General features: G+C 61.1%; 19 protein-coding genes. 10 read left to right on the top strand and 9 right to left on the bottom strand.

The annotated features are described in order from the left end of the window. Window positions 1–413 precede the first annotated feature (413 nt). From BHD08_RS19500 to BHD08_RS19490, 3 genes are all read left to right on the top strand, one after another. The gene (locus BHD08_RS19500; RefSeq protein ID WP_125024424.1) at window positions 414–1,769 is read left to right on the top strand and encodes a TolC family outer membrane protein; all 1,356 of its coding nucleotides are present in this window, start codon (window positions 414–416) and stop codon (window positions 1,767–1,769) included. A 31-nt stretch (window positions 1,770–1,800) separates the two neighbouring features. Continuing rightward, on the top strand, window positions 1,801–3,951 hold the full coding sequence (locus tag BHD08_RS19495; protein WP_125024599.1) for a type I secretion system permease/ATPase: 2,151 nt from the start codon (window positions 1,801–1,803) through the stop codon (window positions 3,949–3,951). Window positions 3,952–4,015: 64 nt separating this feature from the next. Beyond that, the gene (locus BHD08_RS19490) at window positions 4,016–5,368 is read left to right on the top strand and encodes an HlyD family type I secretion periplasmic adaptor subunit (protein ID WP_125024422.1); all 1,353 of its coding nucleotides are present in this window, start codon (window positions 4,016–4,018) and stop codon (window positions 5,366–5,368) included. 34 nt (window positions 5,369–5,402) lie between these two features. On the opposite strand, the gene BHD08_RS19485 is transcribed toward BHD08_RS19490, so the two are convergent. Continuing rightward, a complete protein-coding gene (locus BHD08_RS19485; RefSeq protein WP_125024420.1) occupies window positions 5,403–5,990 on the bottom strand; it encodes a tRNA-uridine aminocarboxypropyltransferase in 588 nt (195 codons plus the stop codon). 87 nt (window positions 5,991–6,077) lie between these two features. Between BHD08_RS19485 and BHD08_RS19480 the strand changes: the two genes are divergently transcribed. Further along, window positions 6,078–6,749: a glutathione S-transferase gene (locus BHD08_RS19480; RefSeq protein ID WP_125024418.1), complete on the top strand. Its 672-nt coding sequence runs from the start codon at window positions 6,078–6,080 to the stop codon at window positions 6,747–6,749. A gap of 13 nt (window positions 6,750–6,762) precedes the next feature. Here BHD08_RS19480 and BHD08_RS23275 read toward each other — a convergent pair whose 3' ends face one another. Together BHD08_RS23275 and aceK are read right to left on the bottom strand one after the other, a co-directional pair. Then, window positions 6,763–6,888, bottom strand: a complete 126-nt coding sequence (locus tag BHD08_RS23275; RefSeq protein ID WP_015276702.1) for a PA1414 family protein — start codon at window positions 6,886–6,888, stop codon at window positions 6,763–6,765. A gap of 216 nt (window positions 6,889–7,104) precedes the next feature. Continuing rightward, window positions 7,105–8,826 (bottom strand): bifunctional isocitrate dehydrogenase kinase/phosphatase, encoded by a 1,722-nt coding sequence (gene aceK / locus BHD08_RS19475; protein WP_015276701.1) that lies wholly within the window; start codon window positions 8,824–8,826, stop codon window positions 7,105–7,107. 128 nt (window positions 8,827–8,954) lie between these two features. Between aceK and BHD08_RS19470 the strand changes: the two genes are divergently transcribed. Next, entirely contained in the window at window positions 8,955–9,869 is a 915-nt protein-coding gene (locus BHD08_RS19470; protein ID WP_125024416.1) for a DMT family transporter, read from the top strand. Between the two features lie 24 nt (window positions 9,870–9,893). Here BHD08_RS19470 and cysK read toward each other — a convergent pair whose 3' ends face one another. After that, window positions 9,894–10,868 carry a cysteine synthase A gene (cysK, locus tag BHD08_RS19465; RefSeq protein WP_015276699.1) on the bottom strand — a complete coding sequence of 325 codons (975 nt, stop codon included), beginning with the start codon at window positions 10,866–10,868 and terminating at the stop codon, window positions 9,894–9,896. Window positions 10,869–10,992: 124 nt separating this feature from the next. Between cysK and BHD08_RS19460 the strand changes: the two genes are divergently transcribed. The 4 genes from BHD08_RS19460 to BHD08_RS19445 all read left to right on the top strand — a co-directional run bounded on the left by BHD08_RS19460 (window position 10,993) and on the right by BHD08_RS19445 (window position 14,739). Beyond that, on the top strand, window positions 10,993–12,063 hold the full coding sequence (locus BHD08_RS19460) for a DUF748 domain-containing protein (protein WP_125024414.1): 1,071 nt from the start codon (window positions 10,993–10,995) through the stop codon (window positions 12,061–12,063). Between the two features lie 145 nt (window positions 12,064–12,208). Continuing rightward, window positions 12,209–13,057 carry a MoxR family ATPase gene (locus BHD08_RS19455; RefSeq protein WP_125024412.1) on the top strand — a complete coding sequence of 283 codons (849 nt, stop codon included), beginning with the start codon at window positions 12,209–12,211 and terminating at the stop codon, window positions 13,055–13,057. A 50-nt stretch (window positions 13,058–13,107) separates the two neighbouring features. Further along, window positions 13,108–13,512 carry a GFA family protein gene (locus BHD08_RS19450; RefSeq protein ID WP_015276696.1) on the top strand — a complete coding sequence of 135 codons (405 nt, stop codon included), beginning with the start codon at window positions 13,108–13,110 and terminating at the stop codon, window positions 13,510–13,512. A 48-nt stretch (window positions 13,513–13,560) separates the two neighbouring features. Next, window positions 13,561–14,739 (top strand): VWA domain-containing protein, encoded by a 1,179-nt coding sequence (locus tag BHD08_RS19445; protein WP_015276695.1) that lies wholly within the window; start codon window positions 13,561–13,563, stop codon window positions 14,737–14,739. 60 nt (window positions 14,740–14,799) lie between these two features. On the opposite strand, the gene BHD08_RS19440 is transcribed toward BHD08_RS19445, so the two are convergent. From BHD08_RS19440 to BHD08_RS19430, 3 genes are read right to left on the bottom strand one after another with little or no spacing between them, the layout of a single operon-like run. Continuing rightward, window positions 14,800–15,315, bottom strand: coding sequence for a DUF2937 family protein (locus BHD08_RS19440; RefSeq protein ID WP_015276694.1), 516 nt, complete (start codon window positions 15,313–15,315; stop codon window positions 14,800–14,802). Continuing rightward, window positions 15,309–16,091: a class II glutamine amidotransferase gene (locus tag BHD08_RS19435; protein ID WP_015276693.1), complete on the bottom strand. Its 783-nt coding sequence runs from the start codon at window positions 16,089–16,091 to the stop codon at window positions 15,309–15,311. The genes BHD08_RS19440 and BHD08_RS19435 overlap by 7 nt, the downstream gene beginning before the upstream one ends. A gap of 39 nt (window positions 16,092–16,130) precedes the next feature. Further along, window positions 16,131–16,607 carry an MFS transporter gene (locus tag BHD08_RS19430; protein ID WP_125024410.1) on the bottom strand — a complete coding sequence of 159 codons (477 nt, stop codon included), beginning with the start codon at window positions 16,605–16,607 and terminating at the stop codon, window positions 16,131–16,133. Window positions 16,608–16,806: 199 nt separating this feature from the next. Between BHD08_RS19430 and BHD08_RS19425 the strand changes: the two genes are divergently transcribed. Next, the gene (locus BHD08_RS19425; RefSeq protein WP_125024408.1) at window positions 16,807–17,247 is read left to right on the top strand and encodes a universal stress protein; all 441 of its coding nucleotides are present in this window, start codon (window positions 16,807–16,809) and stop codon (window positions 17,245–17,247) included. 49 nt (window positions 17,248–17,296) lie between these two features. On the opposite strand, the gene BHD08_RS19420 is transcribed toward BHD08_RS19425, so the two are convergent. Both BHD08_RS19420 and BHD08_RS19415 read right to left on the bottom strand, forming a co-directional pair. Next, the gene (locus BHD08_RS19420) at window positions 17,297–17,989 is read right to left on the bottom strand and encodes a DUF6901 family protein (RefSeq protein ID WP_015276690.1); all 693 of its coding nucleotides are present in this window, start codon (window positions 17,987–17,989) and stop codon (window positions 17,297–17,299) included. A 162-nt stretch (window positions 17,990–18,151) separates the two neighbouring features. Beyond that, complete coding sequence (locus BHD08_RS19415; RefSeq protein ID WP_125024406.1) at window positions 18,152–20,053, bottom strand: ATP-binding cassette domain-containing protein; 1,902 nt, start codon at window positions 20,051–20,053, stop codon at window positions 18,152–18,154. Between the last annotated feature and the right edge of the window lie 220 nt (window positions 20,054–20,273).

Here is a 20,273-nt window from a genome sequence, read left to right as displayed (position 1 = left end):
TGCCGGCGCGGCGAGGCCGTGCTGCCGCTTGCCAATAATGGCGTTTTGCTTCTTTTAGTAGCCGATCAATAGCTTTTAACTATTTATCGAGCATCAGATAAAAGCTGTTCTGGCTCCGTTACTGAGCTTGTGAACACTTTTAACTTAGCACCCTTTACTGCAATCAAACGTACTTGATAAAAAAAAACAGACACTGATCAAAATCAATAAAAAGCCCGTATGACGGGGCCTAAGATGTAATAGCAACTCGCTATCGCCGGCCCATTGCCTTACATTTTTTTTGCATAGGCGAGCAGCAGGAGATAACTCTATACTCGGTTAAGCGAGTCAGGTATTAATCCATCCATCAGTCAATATCGATTGATAATTTCAATAGATGATGTTCGACCCACACCGACAAGCAGGGAACCAAAATGCGCAAACTGAACCCTCTCTGGAGTGCAATGCTGATAGCCATGGCTTGCACTCAGGCACAGGCGATGAGCCTCACCGATGCGATTCAGAGCACCCTTGAAAACCATCCGGAACTGCGCGCCGACATCAACAGCCGGCTGACTGCCGATGAGCAGGCGAAAATGGCCAAGGGCGGCTATTTGCCTACGGTTGATCTTGTCCTCGCTTACGGACGCGAGCACACGGACAGCCCGACCACCCGTGCGCTGGGCAACCACAACACTGAAACGCTGAACGCTCGTGATGCCGAGGTGCGGCTGCGGCAGATGCTGTTTGACGGTTTCAACACGCCGAACGAAGTGGACCGTACCGAGGCGGTTGTGAACGCGCGGGCCTACCAGGTGCTTGGCACAACCGAAAGCCTCGCCCTGCGCACCGTCCAGGTATATCTGGACGTGTTGAAGCGTCGCGAGATGGTGGCTCTGGCGGAGAACAACCTGCAGGCACACCTGCGCATCAACGACCAGATCGGCCTGCGTCGCCAGCGAGGCGTCGGCAGCAACGCGGACGTCGACCAGTCCGAAGCCCGCCGCGCCTTGGCCGAGAACAACCTGTACACCGAGCAGGTAAACCTCGCCGATGCCGAGGCGAATTTCGTGAGCGTGGTCGGTCGCCTTCCGGACCAGCTTGAAACGCCGGCATCGCTGCGCGGCGAGCTGCCCACCACCGTGCTCGACGCACGCCAGCGCGTGGTCGAGAACAACCCGTACCTGAAATCGGCACAGGCGGATGTTCAGGCTGCGGAGAAGCAGTACGAAATCGCCAAGTCGCCGTTCTACCCACGCTTCGACGTCGAGCTGGCCAGCGGTGCCAACGACAACGTGGGAGGCCAGGAAGGCCACTACAACAGCTGGCGAGCCGCGGTGGTGATGAACTACAACCTGTTCAACGGCAACCGCGATACAGCACGCCTGCGCGGCGCTTCGCACCAGATCAACCAGGCCATGGACATTCGCAACAATGCCCTGCGCCAGCTCAACGAGAACCTCTCGCTGGCTTGGAACGCGATGGAGAACGCGCGCCTGCAGACACCAAAAGCCCGCGAATATGCCGATTACACCCGCAACGTACGCGAGGCCTATCAACAGCAGTTCGGCCTTGGTCAGCGCACCCTGCTCGACCTGCTGGACAGCGAGAACGAGCTGTTCACCGCCAACCGACGCTACACCGACGTGCGCTACACCGAGGAATTCTCGATGTACCGCGTCATCGCAGCGATGGGCGATCTTGCTCGCGCCAAGAACGTCGTGGTTCCCAGCGAAGCGACCGCGCTTTCCGAAGTGAAGAGCGAAGCGCGTCTACCGGAACTGAGATAAGCGTGCATAGGAGTTCGACCATTTGACGACCATGGAACGGGTAGCGCCGTCGAGCGATCCGCGGCTCAGCCACGACGATCCGCTGCTCGACGGGCTACTGATCCTGTGCAAACAGCACGGTTGCGTTGCCAGCCGTGCGAGTTTGAGCGCAGGTTTGCCGATGCCCGATCAGCGCCTGAGCGCGACCCTGCTCCCGCGCGCGGCTGCCCGCGCCGGGCTTCAGGGGCGGGTGATAAAGCGCAAGCTGACGGCTATCTCCGCGCTCAACCTGCCGGTTCTACTCCTGCTGAAAGATGGCCGCAGCGCGGTGCTCGCCAAGTGGGGTGACGGCAATCAGGCGCTGATTCTCCCCAGCGAGGCCGAGGGCGGCGAGCAATGGGTTGCTGGCGACGTGTTGGCGGAGGACTACAGCGGCGAGGCGTTTTTCGCCCGCCCACGTCATGAGCTCGAAGAGGCACGTAGTCCGCTGTTACCGCGCGTGCATGCCTGGTTTCGCGACACGCTGAAGTTGTCGCGCTGGCTGTACGCCGACGCGATGGTCGCCACGCTGCTCGTCAACACGCTGGGCTTGATGGTCCCACTGTTCGTCATGCAGACCTACGATCGCGTGGTACCCAACCAGGCGACAGCCACGCTTTGGGTACTGGCTATAGGTCTGTTCATCGGCACTTCATTCGAATTGCTGCTGCGCGTGCTGCGCGCGCACCTGCTCGATACCGCCGGCAAAAAGACCGACGTGGTGCTGTCAGCCACGCTGTTCGAGCGCATCACCGGCATGACGATGAACTCCCGCCCGGCGACTGTCGGCGGTTTCGCACAGAGCATTCACGACTTCCAGGGGCTACGCGACTTTCTTACCGCGGTCACCTTGACCAGCCTGATCGATTTGCCCTTCGCGCTACTGATCATCCTGGTCATCGGCCTGATCGGCGGCTGGCTGGTGGTGATACCACTGCTCGCCTTCCCGATAACCGCCCTGTTCGCCCTGATCATCCAGACCCGCCTGAGAGACACGGTGCAAAAAAGCCTGGCGCTCGCCTCGGAACGGCAAGCGCTGCTGGTGGAAACCCTAGGCGGGCTGGAAACGCTGAAGGTCTGCGGCGCCGAGAGCGAGCGCCAGCATCGCTGGGAGCAGACCCACGGCGCACTCACGCGGCTCGACAGCCATGCCCGGATGCTCTCCGCGGTTGCGATGAACGGCACGCTATTCCTGCAGCAGTTCGCCGGCATGGCGACAATCGTGGCAGGTGTTTACAGCATCATCGCCGGCGATCTCAGCGTCGGCGCGCTGGTCGCCTGCTACATGCTTGGCAGCCGCGTGCTTTCACCGCTGGGACAGATCGCCAGCCTGATCACGCGTCTGCAGCAGGCGCGACTGACGATGAAAAGCACCGATGCCCTGATGGCACTGCCGCAGGAGCGTCAAGAAAAGCAGCGCCCGCTGGAGCGCACTCACCTGAACGGTGCGCTCGATCTGCGGCAACTGACATTCACCTATCCGGGGCTCAGTAGCCCATCGCTGCGCAGCATCAACTTCCATATTGCCCCGGGGGAACGGGTCGGCATCATCGGCCGCAGCGGCTCGGGCAAGAGCACCCTGGCACGTCTGATCATGGGGCTGTACGCACCCGATGAGGGCCAGATCCTCGTCGACGGACTGGATTTGCGACAGATCGACGTCGCCGACCTGCGCAGCCAGATCGGCTATGTCTCGCATGACATGCCTCTGCTGGCCGGCAGTCTGCGCGACAACATGACCCTGGGTGCACGCTACGTCAGCGATGAGCGCATGCTTGAAGTGGCCAAGCTCACCGGCGCCTATGAATTGGCAAGACAGCACCCGCTCGGCTTCGACCGACCTGTTGGCGAGCGCGGCCAGCTGTTGTCAGGCGGTCAACGGCAGCTTGTGCTCATGGCGCGCGCCCTGCTGCTCGACCCACCGATTCTGCTGCTCGACGAACCTACCAGTGCCATGGACAACAGCAGTGAGGACGCACTGCGGCATCACCTGCTGGGCTGGTCCCAAGGCAAGACAATGCTGCTGATTACCCATCGCATGTCCATGCTCAGCCTGGTCGAACGCCTAGTCGTGCTGGACTGCGGGCGCGTTGTCGCGGACGGCCCGAAAGCTGCGGTCATCGAGGCATTGCGCAAAGGGCATGTGGGGCCGGCGTCGGTATGAAACATGCCGGCATGACGTATCGCGCACCGGCTGCAGCGACAGCCATCCGCAACGGAGTTTCGCAATGATGCATGGGCCGATGGTGTTTTTCGGCAAGTTTGGCCGCCGCAAGCAGGACACCGAGTACATGCCCGAAATCCAGGGCGCGATTCTCGAGGACTCTCCCTGGCTGGCTCGCCTGACCGTCTGGTTGACGGCTCTGCTACTCGCTGCGGTGCTGGTCTGGGCCAACTACGCCGTACTCGAGGAGGTGACCACGGGCGAAGGCAAGGCGATTCCATCCAGCAAGATCCAGACGGTGCAGAACCTCGAGGGCGGCATCGTGGCGCAAATCTACGTCCGCGAGGGACAGGTAGTGAACAAGGGCGACACACTGTTGCGCCTGGATAACACGCGGTTTCTCTCCAACCAGGAGGAAACCGAAGTGGAGCGCTTGTCGCTGCTCGCTCGCGTCGAGAGGCTGGCCGCCGAGGCCGAAGGTCGACCGCTGGCCCTGCCGGAAGAGATCACCCGCGATGCGCCACAGCTGGCCGAGGATGAGCGCGCGCTCTATGAATCGCGCCAGCAGCGCTTGCGCAGCGAGCAGCGAATCCTCAAGGAACAGCTGACGCAGAAACAGCAAGAGGTCGCCGAATTCCGCTCCAAACAGCAACAGTACCGTTCCAGCCTGTCGCTTATTCAGCAGGAGCTGAACATGTCGACTCCGCTTGTGGAAACGGGCGCGATCTCGCAGGTCGAAATTCTGCGCCTGCGCCGCAGCATGGTCGACGTGCGTGGCGCACTCGATGCCACCACGCTCGCCCTGCCGCGCGCCGAGGCGGCTGCCAGCGAAATCCAGAGCAGAATCGAACAATCCGAACTTGCATTCCGTGCCGAAGCCTTCAAGGACCTGAATGCCGCTCGTACACTGCTGCAGAAGATCACTGCCACCAGTGTGGCCATCGATGACCGCGTCAGCCGCACGACAGTGGTTTCACCAGTACATGGCATCATCAAGCAATTGAGGATCAACACGATCGGCGGTGTGGTACAGCCGGGCAGCGACCTGCTGGAGATCGTGCCACTGGAAGACAGCCTGCTGATCGAAGCCAAGGTACGACCGCAGGACATTGCCTTCCTGCACCCGGGGCAGAAGGCAATGGTCAAGTTCTCCGCCTACGACTACACCATTTACGGCGGCTTGAAAGCCAACCTGGAACTGATCAGTGCGGACACCATCACCGACAAGGATGGGCGTAGTTTCTATCTGATCCAGGTCCGCACGGAGAAAAACTACCTCGGCTCGCCTGGGCATCAACTGGTGATCATCCCCGGCATGGTCGCTACCGTGGACATCATCACCGGCGAGAAAAGCGTGCTGGACTACATGCTCAAGCCCATTCTCAAGGCGCGACACGAAGCACTGCGCGAACGTTAGGTCGGATCAGCCAGATAACCGACAAGCGCCGCAATCACGCTCCGCCGGCGTGGTTGCGCTGATATGTGAGCGCGCCCATCGCGTCGATCTGCCCCTCGATCAGCGCGTCGAACGGTCGAAGCAGCTCATCGAATCCCGCAGGGCTTTCCAGGATATTCAGTGCCGTGACGATCGCCTCGATGGTCGACAGCGCGCCCGGCATCGGTGCCTTGCGCAAGCGATAGCGAGAGGTCAGCCCCTCTGGCAGCGCTACCCGCGGCAGCGCTGCCAGCCAAGGATTGACATGCAGAATCTTGCGCGCCTTGCGCCAGGTCCCGTCCGGCACGATCAGGCGGATGGGCCGGTCGGCGCCTGCAAGTGTGCTCAGCGGCGCCGCATCCTCACCGGGAAACAACAGGTAGCTCGGCACGTCGGCGCTGGATTCATCGATGAAATCCTCGCCGACCAGCAGCTGCGCGTTACGCAACCCCAACACAGCCAAGCGCGCCGTATTCAGCGCGTGACTCGCCTCGCTGGAATGCTGCAGGACAAGCACCCGGGTGCGGCTATCCAGGGCCGGGATCAGCGCACACAGGCAGAGCGACAAGGGGCGCTGGCAGCGCGAACATCGTGGACGGGACATGGTTCACCTCGGCGGCGGAGTCTGCCATATCGGGCATCAGTGTGCAGACCGACTATGCTTGCACCGACCCAATAACAAGGAACCGGCATGATCACAGTCCATCACCTGAATCACTCCAGATCCCATCGCGTCCTCTGGCTGATGGAGGAACTGGAGCTGCTTTATGAGCTCAAGCGCTATCCCCGCGACCCGAAGACGATGCTCGCCCCGGCCGAACTCAAAGCCGTTCATCCACTGGGAAAATCGCCGGTGATCACCGATGGCGAACTGACGTTGGCCGAATCGGCAGCCATTCTGGAATATCTGCTGGAGCGATACGGAAATGGCCGGCTCGCGCCGCAAAGCAGCAGCGCGGAGTACCGCAGGTTTCGCTACTGGATGCACTACGCCGAAGGGTCGGCGATGCCGCCGATGTTGCTCAAGCTGGTATTCGACCGGGTCGCCACCGGGCCGATGCCCTTCTTTATCCGCCCGGTGGCACGAGCGATCGCTGAGGGCGCCAATCGGGCCTTCATCGGGCCGCAGCTAAAGACTCATCTCGATTACATGGAAGCGGAACTGGGGAAATCCGACTGGTTCGCTGGGGATACCTTCAGCGCGGCGGACATACAAATGAGTTTTCCGATCGAAGCGGCGCGCGCCAGAGCAGGATTGGACGAGAGCCGCCCGCGGTTGATGAATTTCCTGCAGCGTATACAACAGCGGCCCGCCTATAAACGAGCCGTGGAACGCGGAGGACCCGCCTTGCCCGCCGCGTAGCGACTAACCCGCGTTACCGGGAAGCGCGGCGATCCTGCTGACGGCGGGCGCGCACTGGAATGGGCTGCAGACGAGGTGGCTCGATCAAGCCAAGAGCGACCGCCAGCTTCCAGAACATTTCATTGAGCCTTGCTTTCATGGTCACACCCTCCTGCCAGATAACGGGTTACATCGGAGCCATGCAGGCTTCATGGACAGCATAATCCAACTTTCCAACTGACGCTCGTGAGCTTTGCTGCCGAGGGCTCCGCAAGTAGCGCCGCTTTGTTACGGCGCTTTACAACTGCGACCGGGGTTGCGCAAAGGCGTTCAACCAAAATCTGTTTGCCGGCGGTAACGCAGCGCCGGCTGCCGCTCAGTTACGGTCAGCCTTGCGCCGATAAGGGAAGACGTCGATCACCTTGCCGCCGCGGATCGCGTCCTGCAGTCCCTTCCAGTAATCCGCGTCATACAGCTCGCCATGCAGGCTGGCAAATAGCCGACGCTGCCCATGGTCAGCGAACAGAAAGCGTGGGAATTCTTCGGGAAACACGTCATTTGGCCCCACCGAATACCATGGCTCCGATGCCATCTCGTCTTCCGGGTAACGCGGCGCAGGGATGTGGCGAAAATTCACCTCGGTGAGATAGCTGATCTCGTCGTAATCGTAGAACACCACCCTTCCATGGCGGGTAACGCCGAAATTCTTCAACAGCATGTCGCCAGGAAAGATATTGGCCGCCGCCAGCTGCTTGATGGCAAGCCCATAGTCTTCCAGCACCTCGCGCACCTGCTGTTCGCTGGCGTTTTCCAGATAGAGATTCAGCGGCGTCATGCGCCGCTCGGTCCAGCAGTGGCGCACCAGTACGGTATCGCCCTGCACCTCTACCGTCGACGGCGCGACCTCCAGCAGCTCGGCCAGGCATTCCGGATCGAACTTGGCCTTTGGGAAGCGGAAGTCGGCAAACTCCTGGGTATCGGCCATGCGCCCTACCCGGTCGACACTTTTCACCAGGCGATACTTTTCGATCACAGTGGCTCGGTTGACGCTCTTGATCGGTGAGAATCGATCCTTGATCAGCTTGAACACCGTATTGAAGCCGGGCAACGTGAACACCGTCATCACCATGCCGCGCACGCCGGGCGCCATGACAAAGCGATCGTCGGTGTTGGCCAGATGATCGATCAGCGCGCGGTAGAACTCCGACTTGCCGTGCTTGTAGAAGCCTATCGAGGTATACAGCTCGGCTATGTGCTTGCCAGGCAGGATGCGCTTGAGAAAGCCGACGAATTCCGCCGGGATCGGCACCTCGACCATGAAGTACGAGCGCGTGAAGGAAAAGATGATCGACACCTCCGCCTCGTCGGTAATCAACGCATCGGCGACGATGCCTTCGCCCTCGCGGTGCAACAAGGGGATCACCAGCGGCCACTGCTCATCGCAAGTGAAGATGCGCCCGAGCAGGTAGGCGCCCTTGTTGCGGTACAGCACCGAGACGAAGAGTTCGACAGTCAGCTCCGGATCCTTGCAGACCCAATCGGGCAACGTTTCACACAGCTGCGTCTGTAGCCGCTGGAGGTCTCCCGCCAGATCACAATACGGTACGGCGAAGGCGTAATCGCTGAGGATCTGTTCCAACATTCCCGCCAGATCGCCGTTGGGCTGGTAGGTGCGCGTCTGTGCCTGGCGCTCCTGCACGCGCACAGCCGGCCGGGTGGTATGGATAAACATGGTGCCGTCACTGATGCAGTCATGGCTGAACAGCCCGCAGAAGATCGAGTTGTACCAGGTCTCCGACAGCTCGTCGTCGAAGCGTGGGTTGATCAGCTCGATATAGGCGCTCTTGATCTGCGGCCAGGCTTCGACCTGAAGCAGATCGGCATGATCGAAGCCGGCCAGCAAGCCACGCCGGGTTTCAGCGACCTTCTCTTCGTAGAGATTGATGCGCGCCGCGGAGGCGCGCTGTGCTTCCTGCCACTGCGCCTGCTCGAAGCGAGAACGGGCACCCTCGGTGATCACGCGAAAATGCTCGCGATAGTCATCAAAACCGAGAAGGATCTGCCGAGCCATTTCAACGGCCAGTTTCTGCTCCACCATGATGCACCCACTGCAGGACATGAACGTTCGCCGAGCTTAGCAGCACGCAGTTTGAAAGTCGGTTTCGGTTTGCCTGTTGGCAGATGGGCGACAACACTTGCAGCTCCCTTGTGCTGGAAGCCCGCTTCATGCGCCCGCTCGACATATTTCGCCTGCTTGCCCTCGCCGCCATCTGGGGCGCGAGTTTTCTCTTCATGCGTGTTATCGCGCCGGTACTTGGCACTTTCCCGACAGCATTCTTTCGCGTGCTGCTCGCGACCGCCGGGCTGCTGGCAATCCTCGTCGTGCTGCACAGGCGCTGGGATTTTCGCGGCAAGCTCGGCCTGTGCCTGGTGCTTGGCGTGATCAACTCGGGCGTACCCTTCGCCCTGTATGCGGTGGCCGCGCAACTGGTGCCGGCGGGTTATTCGGCCATCTTCAATGCCACCACGCCAATGATGGGCGTGCTGATAGGCGCACTGTTCTTCGCTGAGGAGCTGACGCTGGCCAAGGTGCTGGGAGTGTTCAGCGGGCTGGGCGGTGTGGCACTGCTGATGCGCATCGGCCCAGTGCCATTGGATATGGGGTTGCTGCTCGGAGCGCTGGCCTGCCTGGGTGCCACTGCCTGCTACGGATTGGGCGGTTTTCTCACGCGTCGCTGGATCAACCGGGACGGCGGGTTGGATAGTGAATTGGTTGCCTTTGGCAGCCAGGCCGGCGCCGCACTCTGCCTGTTGCCACTGTTCGGATGGTCGCTGCTGGATGCCCCGCCGCCGAGCTGGGGCGACACCAGCGTCTGGCTCAGCCTGCTTGGACTGGGTCTGGTCTGCACGGCGTTTGCCTACATTCTCTACTTCCGCCTGCTGGCGGATATCGGACCAGTTAAGACGCTGACGGTGACGTTTCTGATCCCACCGTTCGGTGTGCTATGGGGCATACTGTTTCTCGATGAGCCACTGTCCTGGGCCTACGTTCAGGGCGGTGCGCTGATCGGCCTGGCGTTGTGGCTGATCCTGCGCCAGGCGCCAGCCGCCCAGCCGCAGGCCGATCCGCGACGCAGTTGATTGGCTCAACTGCGTCGCAAGGCATTACTGCACCAGTTCCTGCTCGCTGAACATGTCGCTGAACAGCATGCTGGAGAGGTAACGCTCGCCCGAGTCCGGCAGGATCACGACGATGTTCTTGCCCTGCATTTCCGGCCGTTCGGCCAGACGAACCGCAGCCGCCATCGCCGCACCGCAGGAAATGCCACAGAGAATGCCCTCTTCGCGCATCAGCCGCAGGGCCATCTGCTTGGCCTCTTCGTCATCGACCAGCTCGACCCGATCGACCATGGACAGGTCGAGGTTCTTCGGCACGAAGCCGGCGCCGATGCCCTGGATCTTGTGCGGACTGGGTTTGACCTCGTCACCGGCAAGGGTCTGACTGATTACCGGCGAGCTGGTCGGTTCCACCGCCACGCTGATGATCTGCTTGCCCTTGGTGTTCTTGATATAGCGCGAGACGCCGGTGATGGTGCCTCCAGTGCCGACGCCTGCCACCAGCACATCGATGCTGCCATCGGTGTCGTTCCAGATTTCCGGGCCGGTGGTCTTCTCATGGATTGCCGGGTTGGACGGATTCTCGAACTGTTGCGGCATGTAGTACTGCTCGGGATTCGAGGCGGCAATCTCGGCGGCTTTCTCGATCGCGCCCTTCATGCCTTTGGCCGGCTCGGTGAGCACCAGCTCGGCACCCAGCGCTTTGAGCACCTTGCGCCGCTCCAGGCTCATGGACGCCGGCATGGTGAGCATGAGCTTGTAGCCACGCGCCGCGGCAACAAAGGCCAGACCGATGCCGGTGTTGCCCGAAGTAGGCTCGACCAACGTCATGCCCGGCTTGATCCGACCGCTGTCCTCGGCGTCCCAGATCATCCCGGCGCCGATACGGCATTTCACCGAATAAGCGGGGTTACGGCCTTCGATCTTGGCCATGATGGTGACGCCCTTGGGCCCCAGGCGATTGATCATTACCAGCGGGGTGTTGCCGATGGAGCGTGCGTTGTCTGCGAATATGCGACTCATGGGAATGCCCTGTCCGAGGAGTATCAGACCAATCAGCCTATGCGCAGTCCATGCAGCAGTCCAGCCGAACTCACAGCCGCGACCGGGGGTCCATCGTCAACATCCCGCTCATCTCCGGACCGCCATGACCCGTCGCCTGCTTCCCCTGTGGATCCTGCTCTCGATCGGCCTGCTGCTGATCCTCCTGCATCTCGCTCTGCCGCATCTGGTGCGCAACTACCTGAACGAGAAAATGGCGGACATGGGCGACTATACGGGCCATGTCGAAGACGTCGATCTCGCCTGGTGGCGTGGCGCTTACCGTGTCGAAGGCCTGCTGATCGAGAAGAAGGACAAGCGCGTACAGGCGCCGCTGCTCAAGGCACCGGCGATCGACATCGCCATCAGCTGGAATGGCATCCTGCGCCACCGAGAGATCGTCGGCGAAGTCGTTTTCGAGCAGCCTCATTTGAATTTCGTCGATGGTGGTGACAGCGGTGACTCGCAGAATGGGGAAGGCGTCGACTGGCGCGATCAGCTCGACGCATTGGTACCGATCACGCTCAACGAGATTCGCGTCGTCGATGGCCAGTTGTCGTTCCGCAACTTCTCCTCCGACCCGCAAGTCCACGTTTACGCCAGCGATATCCAGGCCAGCCTGTACAACCTGACCAACACCGATGATGCCGACGGCACCCGGACCGCTTTCTTCGAAGGCAAGGGCAAGCTGTTCAATCAGGCCCCCATCGAAGCGACTGCCAGCTTCGATCCGTTCACGGACTGGGAAGATTTCGAAGTCAATCTGCGGGTCACCGGCGTACCGCTGAAACAGCTGAACGACCTCAGTCGCGCCTACGCCAATTTCGATTTCGCCGGCGGGACGGGTGATCTGGTTATCGAAGTCGAGGCCAACGACAGCCAGCTCGATGGTTACATCAAGCCCCTGCTGCGCAACGTTGACATCTTCGACTACGACCAGGACGTCAAAAACGAGGACAAGGGCTTCTTGCGCGGGCTGTGGGAAGCGGTGGTCGGCGGCGGACAGGAAGTCCTGAAGAACCAGCGCAAGGACCAGTTCGCCACCCGCGTGGAGCTGTCGGGCACCACCAGGGAAACGGATGTCAGTCCATTCCAGGCCTTCGTCGCGATACTGCGCAACGCATTCGTCGAGGCCTTCACTGCGCGCTTCGAACGTGCGCTCGATGAAGAAGAATAACTGGCATGCGTCACCAGAAACGCACAGCCGGACATTCAGTGACTGAATGATGCGCTTGCGTTCACAGTCGCACGACCTTCCCTTATAGTCGTCGGCCTGACTACAACGAGTGCCTGCGTGCCAGGCCCCGCCGAAGGAATCCGCAATGAAATTCGAAGGCACCCAGTCCTACGTCGCCACCGATGACCTGAAACTCGCAGTGAATGCCGCCATCACCCTGCAGCGTCCCCTTCTGGTCAAGGGCGAGCCAGGCACCGGCAAGACCATGCTGGCCGAGCAGCTGGCCGAGTCGTTCGACGCCAAGCTCATCACCTGGCACATCAAGTCCACCACCAAGGCGCATCAGGGCCTCTACGAATACGATGCGGTCAGCCGCCTGCGTGATTCGCAGCTGGGCGTGGACAAGGTCCACGACGTGAAGAACTACATCAAGAAAGGCAAGCTGTGGGAGGCCTTCGAGAGCGAGGAGCGGGTCATCCTGCTGATCGACGAGATCGACAAGGCCGATATCGAGTTTCCCAACGACCTGCTGCAAGAACTCGACAAGATGGAGTTCTACGTCTACGAGACCAACGAGACGATCAAGGCGACCCAGCGACCGATCATCATCATCACCTCGAACAACGAGAAGGAACTACCGGACGCCTTCCTGCGTCGCTGCTTCTTCCACTACATCGCCTTCCCGGATCGCGACACGCTGCAGAAGATCGTCGACGTGCACTACCCGGGTATCAAGCAGTCGCTGGTCAGCGAAGCCCTGGACGTCTTCTTCGATGTGCGCAAGGTGCCCGGTCTGAAGAAGAAGCCCTCGACCTCCGAACTGGTCGACTGGTTGAAACTGCTGATGGCCGACAACATCGGCGAGGCCGTGCTGCGCGAGCGCGACCCGACCCGGGCGATCCCGCCGCTGGCCGGCGCGCTAGTGAAGAACGAGCAGGACGTGATGCTGCTCGAGCGTCTAGCCTTCATGAGTCGGCGCGCCAACAGCCGCTGATCGATGCCGGCTTCGGTGAGCCGGCTGCGAACTCACTGGAGGAAGACACCATGCAAACGCATACCGGTAGTTGCCTGTGTGGCGTCGTGCGCTATCGCATCGACGCCCCCATCAACGAGCTGACTCACTGCCACTGCAAGATGTGCCGCAAGGCCCATGGCGCAGCGTTCGCCACTTACGCGAGCGTGCCGCTGGAAGCCTTCCACATCATGTCGGGCAAGGACCAGCTGGGCGTCTACCATTCCTCCGATCACGTGACGCGCACCTTCTGCATCCGCTGCGGCTCAAATCTGCAGTTCGTCGACAACCGCGAACATGAGCTCGGCGTCGCCGCCGGCACCCTCGACTCACCGCTGCCGGAGCCCCCGCAATCGCATATCTACGTCGACTCCAAGGCCGACTGGTACGAGATTCGCGACGGCTTGCCCCAACACAACGGCGACAGCCCCCGCTGAGCGCCCCGAACATGCGCGCCAAAGATGGTGCGCCAGAGGTTTTCTGCCATGTTGCTTGGCCTGTTCAATGAGATGCGCGCCGCCAAGGTGCCGGTATCGGTACGCGAACTGCTGGATCTGATCGATGCACTCAAGCACCGTGTCGTGTTCGCCGACATGGATGAATTCTATTTCCTTGCGCGCACCGTGATGGTCAAGGACGAACGCCACTTCGACAAGTTCGACCGGGCCTTCGGCGCCTACTTCAAGGGCCTTGAGAATCTCGATCAGCATCTAGAAGCGCTGATTCCGGAAGACTGGCTGCGCAAGGAATTCGAGCGCAGCCTGACGGACGAGGAGCGCGCGCAAATCCAGTCTCTCGGCGGCCTGGACAAGCTGATCGAAGAATTCAAGAAGCGTCTCGAGGAGCAGAAGGAGCGCCACGCCGGCGGCAACAAGTGGATCGGCACCGGCGGCACCAGCCCGTTCGGCTCCGGCGGCTACAACCCTGAAGGCATCCGCATCGGCGATGCCGGCAAGCGTCAGGGCAAGGCGGTGAAGGTCTGGGATCAGCGCGAGTACAAGAACCTCGACGATCAGGTCGAGCTTGGCACGCGCAACATCAAGATCGCCCTGCGCCGCCTGCGCAAATTCGCCCGCCAGGGTGCGGCGGACGAACTGGATATCGATGGCACCATCGACCACACCGCACGCGATGCCGGGCTGCTCAACATCCAGATGCGACCGGAGCGGCGCAATGCGGTGAAGCTGCTGATTCTGTTCGACATCGGCGGCTCGATGGACGCCCACGTGAAGGTCTGCGAAGAGCTGTTTTCAGCGTGCAAGACCGAGTTCAAGCACCTCGAATATTTCTACTTCCACAATTTCATCTACGAATCAGTATGGAAGAACAACTTCCGCCGCACCTCGGAGCGCACCTCGACGCTGGATGTGCTGCACAAATACGGCGCGGACTACAAGGTGGTGTTCGTGGGCGACGCGGCGATGGCGCCGTATGAAGTCACCCAGCCGGGTGGAAGCGTCGAGCACTGGAACGAGGAAGCCGGCTACGTCTGGATGCAGCGCTTCATGGAGAAGTACAAGAAGCTCATCTGGATCAATCCCTACCCCAAGGACACCTGGGGCTACACCTCCTCCACCGGCATCATCCGCGAACTGGTGGAGGACCGAATGTATCCGTTGACGCTGAGCGGACTCGAGGAAGGGATGAAGTTTCTGGCCAAGTAAGCGCGTGGAGATGACTGCAAGCTGGGCCGTCTGCGCCACGTCTGCGTGGATAGCAGTAAGTCAGCGATAGCCCTTGTAGCGGCGCGCTCGTGATCTGAATGGGAGGCTTGCCGCCACCAGTAGGCTTTCCACCAGCCAGGCCAGTAGCAGCGCACAGCTCAGCCCCCAGGCGATGGCTTCCGGGGCGAGCAGCACCTGGAAGCGGTAGCTGTTCCATACCTGTTCACGCAGGCTGCGCTCGGCGCCGAGAAGTACATGCACGGCGCGCGCATACCAGGGCCGCTGCATTGCCTGCCACTCACGCTCCAGCATTCGCGCGCGGCTCACCAGCTGCTCGACGCTTTGCGCATCACTCTGAAAAACCGGGTCGTCACTGTTGCGGTAGTGCTGGACCAACGCCTGCATATCGCCATTGAAAAAGCGCTGCGCCGTCTCCTGAAAGCCCTGCAAGCCCTGCTGAGCCTCCAACCGCCGGGCTTCTACATGTTGGGCGTATGCCTCGATAAAGCCAGGCACCTGAACACCCACCAATAGGCCAAAGGTGAACAGGGTCAGGCGCAGGTAGCTTCTCAGCATTCGGTCACTTTCCCCTGCGCGATGCATTCGCCGAGCCGCCACAAACTCCATTGGCCGGGCTCATGCAATGTCCATTGTTCATTATTGGTTAGCGGCTCGGTAGCCAGCACCGTGACAACATCATCGGGTGTGGTTTCGGCGTGGAAATTCACTGTCAGTTCGGCGTCTCGAAGTTGCGCCGGACCGAATGGCGCACGTCGGGTGATCTCCGCCAGCTTGGTACTGCAAAAGCTGAACAGCCACTCTCCATTGCTCAGCAGGCAATTGAACACACCCTTGCGACGGTACTCGACGCAAGCGCCCAGCAATACGGGCAAAACGCTTTCCGGCGCGCAGCGGTCAGGAAAATCCAGACGGATCCGGTTCAGCAGGTCGCAGAAAGCGCGCTCGCTGTCAGTGTCGCCAACTGGACGGTAGATGCCCTTCGGTGGCTCGAAATCCGAGAGTTGGCCATTGTGAGCAAAGCACCAGTGCTGTCCCCATAGCTCACGAACGAAAGGATGCGTATTGACCAGGGAAACCTTGCCGACGTTGGCATGACGGATATGACCGATCACCACCTCACTCTTGATCAGGTAGCGCTGCACCATCTTCGCCACTTCGGATTCGCAGCTGGCGACCGGGTCCTGGAATAGCCGTAGGCCGCGACCTTCATAGAAGGCGATGCCCCAGCCGTCCTTGTGTGGCCCGGTCTTTCCGCCTCGCTGCATCAGGCCGGTAAAGCTGAAAACGATATCGGTGGGAACGTTGGCGCTCATGCCAAGCAGCTCGCACATGCGTCATCTCCCGAGAGTTTCTGCCTCGTTCTGGCCGACCTAGAGCCGCGGCTCGGTGCGCATACGCCCACGTGACGGCGCGTAATCGCGCTCATAGTCGTCGGCACTTTGATCTTCCATGCGTTCGCGCAGCGTGCGGCTATCTTCATCCGCAGCCTGGTTCTCGCCGCGCCGGCCGTACTTGCGCTCGATGGGCCAACGAATGGCCACCAGCAGCAGATACAAGCCGAAGGCAATCAGTCCATACATCGCCAGATCAGCCACGGCACGCCACGCGTTGTTGCCGACCTTGAACGCCAGGTCCATGGCAGTAATGGCCACAGCAGGCGCGAACAGTTCCTTCGCCGGATCGACAATGGTCGGCGTGAAGAGCAATACGGCAGCGAGCAACCGCAGCGGCTCGCGCACCCAGCGCCACATCCAGCGCGTTACCCGGAACCAGAACAACAGGCATCCAAGCGCCGCTACCCCGTACAGGGTCCAGGCGAGCGAATAGTCGGAGTCGAACATCGGCATGGCGTTTTCCCGATACAGCGCGCGGCAACAAAGGCGGCCATGATAGCAGTCAGCGCCCCCTCACCGTCATTGATGGTGACAACAAGCCACTGGCGGACCCACGAGCAAGATCGTATAAACCTCTTAAACGAAAGGGTAATCCCCATATCGCCGGACCGGCCACGGACTCTGGCAACCGGCACCAAGGAGAAAGCACGCCATGCCCTACAAACACATACTGGTCGCCATCGACCTGACCGAGGAATGCCACCCTGTCGTCGCCCGCGCGCAGGTGCTTGCCAATACCTCAGGCGCCAAACTGAGCCTGGTGCATATCATCGAGCCAATGGCCATGGCCTTCGGCGGCGATGTGCCAATGGACCTGTCGATGCTGCAGCAACAGCAGTTCGACCAGGCCCGTGGCCGCATGAACGGCTTTGCCGACAGCTACCCGGGTCTGGCTCCGGAAAACCGTCACCTCACCTACGGACAACCCCGCCAGGAAGTGCACCGCCTGGCAAAGGAACAGGGCTGCGACCTGATCGTGGTCGGCAGTCACGGTCGCCACGGGCTTGCCCTGCTGCTGGGCTCGACTGCCAACGACATCCTGCACGGCGCGCCTTGCGATGTGCTGGCGGTACGCTTGAAGAAAGCCGAATAGGTGTTCGTCGCTGCGCAGGATGGCCGCCACCCTGCGCACAGCGAGCCGATCAGATCGCTTCGACGCCGTCGCCCGCGCTCATGACCAGCGGACGGATCTTCTGCAGCTGGGTCTCGAGTGAATAGGTCAGACTGGACGCCATCGAGAAGAAGGTCAGAAAGGCCTTGAGATTGGAGTCGGCGTGACAGGTGTCGTGGATGCGCTGCCAGAACGCCTGATTGACCAGTTGCAGCTGCTGAAAGGAACGCACCAGTCCGCGCAGCTCCCAGTCTGCATGCCGGCCTTCGCGCAGGTTGAAATACTGCCGGGCCAGATACAGCGATACCGCGCGCAGAACGAACTCATGATTGCTGGCGAACGGCAGATGCTGCTTGGCCATTGGCTTCAGCCGTCCGAGCACCGGGCAGGCGCTGGTAGCCATGATTACGCCGAGCAGCGCGCGCAAGCCTTCGTCCAAGCCAACCTGTTTGGTGTATTCACGCTCGGGCGTGCGCACCCATACCAGGGCCTTTTGTACGGCCGGTAGGCCCTGGAAGTCCTCGATTACCCGATGCAGATCAACCGCGGCAGGGCAATGGCTGAAATCGTCCCTGCTCAGCGGGCAGTTCGAACAGCGCTGATGATCGAGCCGGGTCCATTTGGGCGCCTGCGCGGCGACCTCCTTGTCATATTCACGATCCAGTTCGATCCGGTAACTGAAGTCGTGTTCATCATCCAGGGTGATGCGGTATTCGATTGCCATTAACGCTCCATCATGACTGCATGATCCGATGCGGATACTTAACTACGCGCCAGCAAGCTGGGCATTGATCCATCTCATTAGCCGTGATCGAGCCCCGTTTCACCGCCCCCCCTATTGCTGAGTGGCGCAGCCATGAAAACTGCACCGCCTCAGCACGGACGGTTACTCCTCGAGCTCTGCCCAGCGCTCAAGCAAGCTATCGAGCTCCGCCTGCAACGCCTCGAGACGGCTCAACACGGCAGCCGTTTTATCCGCCGCCTGCTGATAAAAAGCCGGATCGGAAATCTCCGCCTGCAATGCCTCGATCGCCTTTTCCGCTTCGTCGATCTGACCGGGCAAGGCCTCCAGTTCGCGCTGCAGCTTGTAGCTGAGCTTCTTCTTGGCTGGCGCGACCTCGGCAACCACTGCAGCGACCGGCGCTTGTTGCGCTTTCTTCGCTTCGCCGCCGGACTCGGCAACACCCAGCAAGCGGGGCGAACCGCCCTGACGCAGCCAGTCCTGATAACCGCCAACGTACTCGCGCACTTCACCGCCGCCCTGGAACACCAGCGTGCTGGTGACCACGTTGTCGAGGAAGGCCCGGTCGTGGCTTACCATCAGTACCGTGCCCTGGAAGCCAAGCAGCACTTCTTCGAGCAATTCCAGCGTTTCCACATCGAGGTCGTTGGTCGGCTCGTCGAGCACCAACAGGTTCGCCGGCTTGCTGAACAGCTTGGCGAGCAAGAGCCGTGCCCGCTCACCTCCAGACAGCGCCTTGACTGGTGTTCGAGCCCGTTGCGGACTGAACAGGAAGTCGCTGAGATAGCTCAGCACGTGGCGGTTCTGCCCATCGATGGTGATGAACTCACGACCTTCGGCGAGGTTGTCGACCACGGTCTTTTCCAGCTCCAGCTGGTGACGCAATTGGTCGAAATACGCCACTTCAAGCTTGGTGCCGAACTCGATGGAACCGCTGCTAGGGTGCAATTCTCCGAGCAGCAGCTTGAGCAGGGTGGTCTTGCCAGTACCGTTGGCGCCGAGCAAACCGATGCGGTCGCCGCGCTGGATAACCATGGAAAAGTCCCGGATCAGCGGCTCGCCACCTACGTGAGCGAACGTCACCTGCTCAGCGACGATGACCTGCTTGCCGGACTTTTCCGCCGTCTCCACCTGGAAAGTGGCTTTGCCCTGCACGTTACGCCGCTCACTGCGCTCCGCGCGCAATGCCTTGAGCGCACGCACACGCCCCTCGTTGCGGGTGCGTCGCGCCTTGATGCCCTGGCGAATCCACACTTCTTCCTGAGCCAGCTTCTTGTCGAACAGCGCATTGGCCGTCTCCTCTGCCGCCAGCTGCTGCTCCTTGTGCACCAGAAAGCTGGCGTAGTCCCCGTTCCAGTCGATCAGGTGACCACGATCCAGCTCGAGGATGCGCGTCGCCAGGTTCTGCAGGAATGCCCGGTCGTGCGTGATGAACAGCACGGCACCGTTGAAGCCGGTCAGTGCCTCTTCCAGCCAGGCAATGGCACCGATATCCAGGTGGTTGGTCGGCTCGTCGAGCAGCAGCAGATCGGGCTCGGACACCAGGGCCTGGGCCAGCAATACGCGCCGGCGCCAGCCGCCGGACAACTCGGCAAGCGTACGGTCGGCGGGCAGCTGCAGGCGGCTCAGGGTGCTGTCGACCAACTGCTGCAAACGCCAGCCATCCTTCGCTTCGAGTGCCTGCTGCACGTGCATCAGCTTCTCGAGGTCGGCCTCGTTCTGGATGTTCTGGCTCAGGTGGTGGTACTCGGCGAGCAACTCGCCGACTCCGGCCAGGCCTTCGGCAACCACGTCGAAGACGGTGCGGTCATCCGCACGGGGCAGTTCCTGCGGTAGCTCGCCTATCTTCAGGCCGGGAGCACGCCAGATTTCACCGTCATCGGCGCTGCGGTCGCCCTTGACCAGGCGCAGCATGCTGGACTTGCCAGTGCCATTGCGGCCGATGATGCAGACCCGCTCGCCCCGCGCGATCTGCCAGGACACGCCGTCCAGCAACGGCGTGGTGCCGTAGGCGAGCGATACATCGGTGAACTTGAGCAGGGTCATGACTACCTCCGGAAAACAGGGCGCGCATTCTAGCAGATAGCTGCCGGCCGCCCGCTGCGGGCGGCGTTTTATCAGCCGTACGGGCGCGCCCGCGCCGTTTCGGACGGACACCGGTAGCAAATGGCGATGTACGCTCGTCGGAAGTGCGCCTTTGTTTGTTACCGGAGCTTAATGCGCGTTTAACTGGCCGATGCGGCAGGCTAAGCTAGCCCCTGCAGCA

The organism is Pseudomonas sp. SCT (assembly GCF_003864275.1).
In the GTDB taxonomy this organism is placed as follows: Bacteria; Pseudomonadota; Gammaproteobacteria; order Pseudomonadales; family Pseudomonadaceae; genus Stutzerimonas; species Stutzerimonas stutzeri_AE.
Note: the sequence above shows the minus strand (reverse complement) of the source record. Positions and strands in the feature narration are given on the sequence as shown.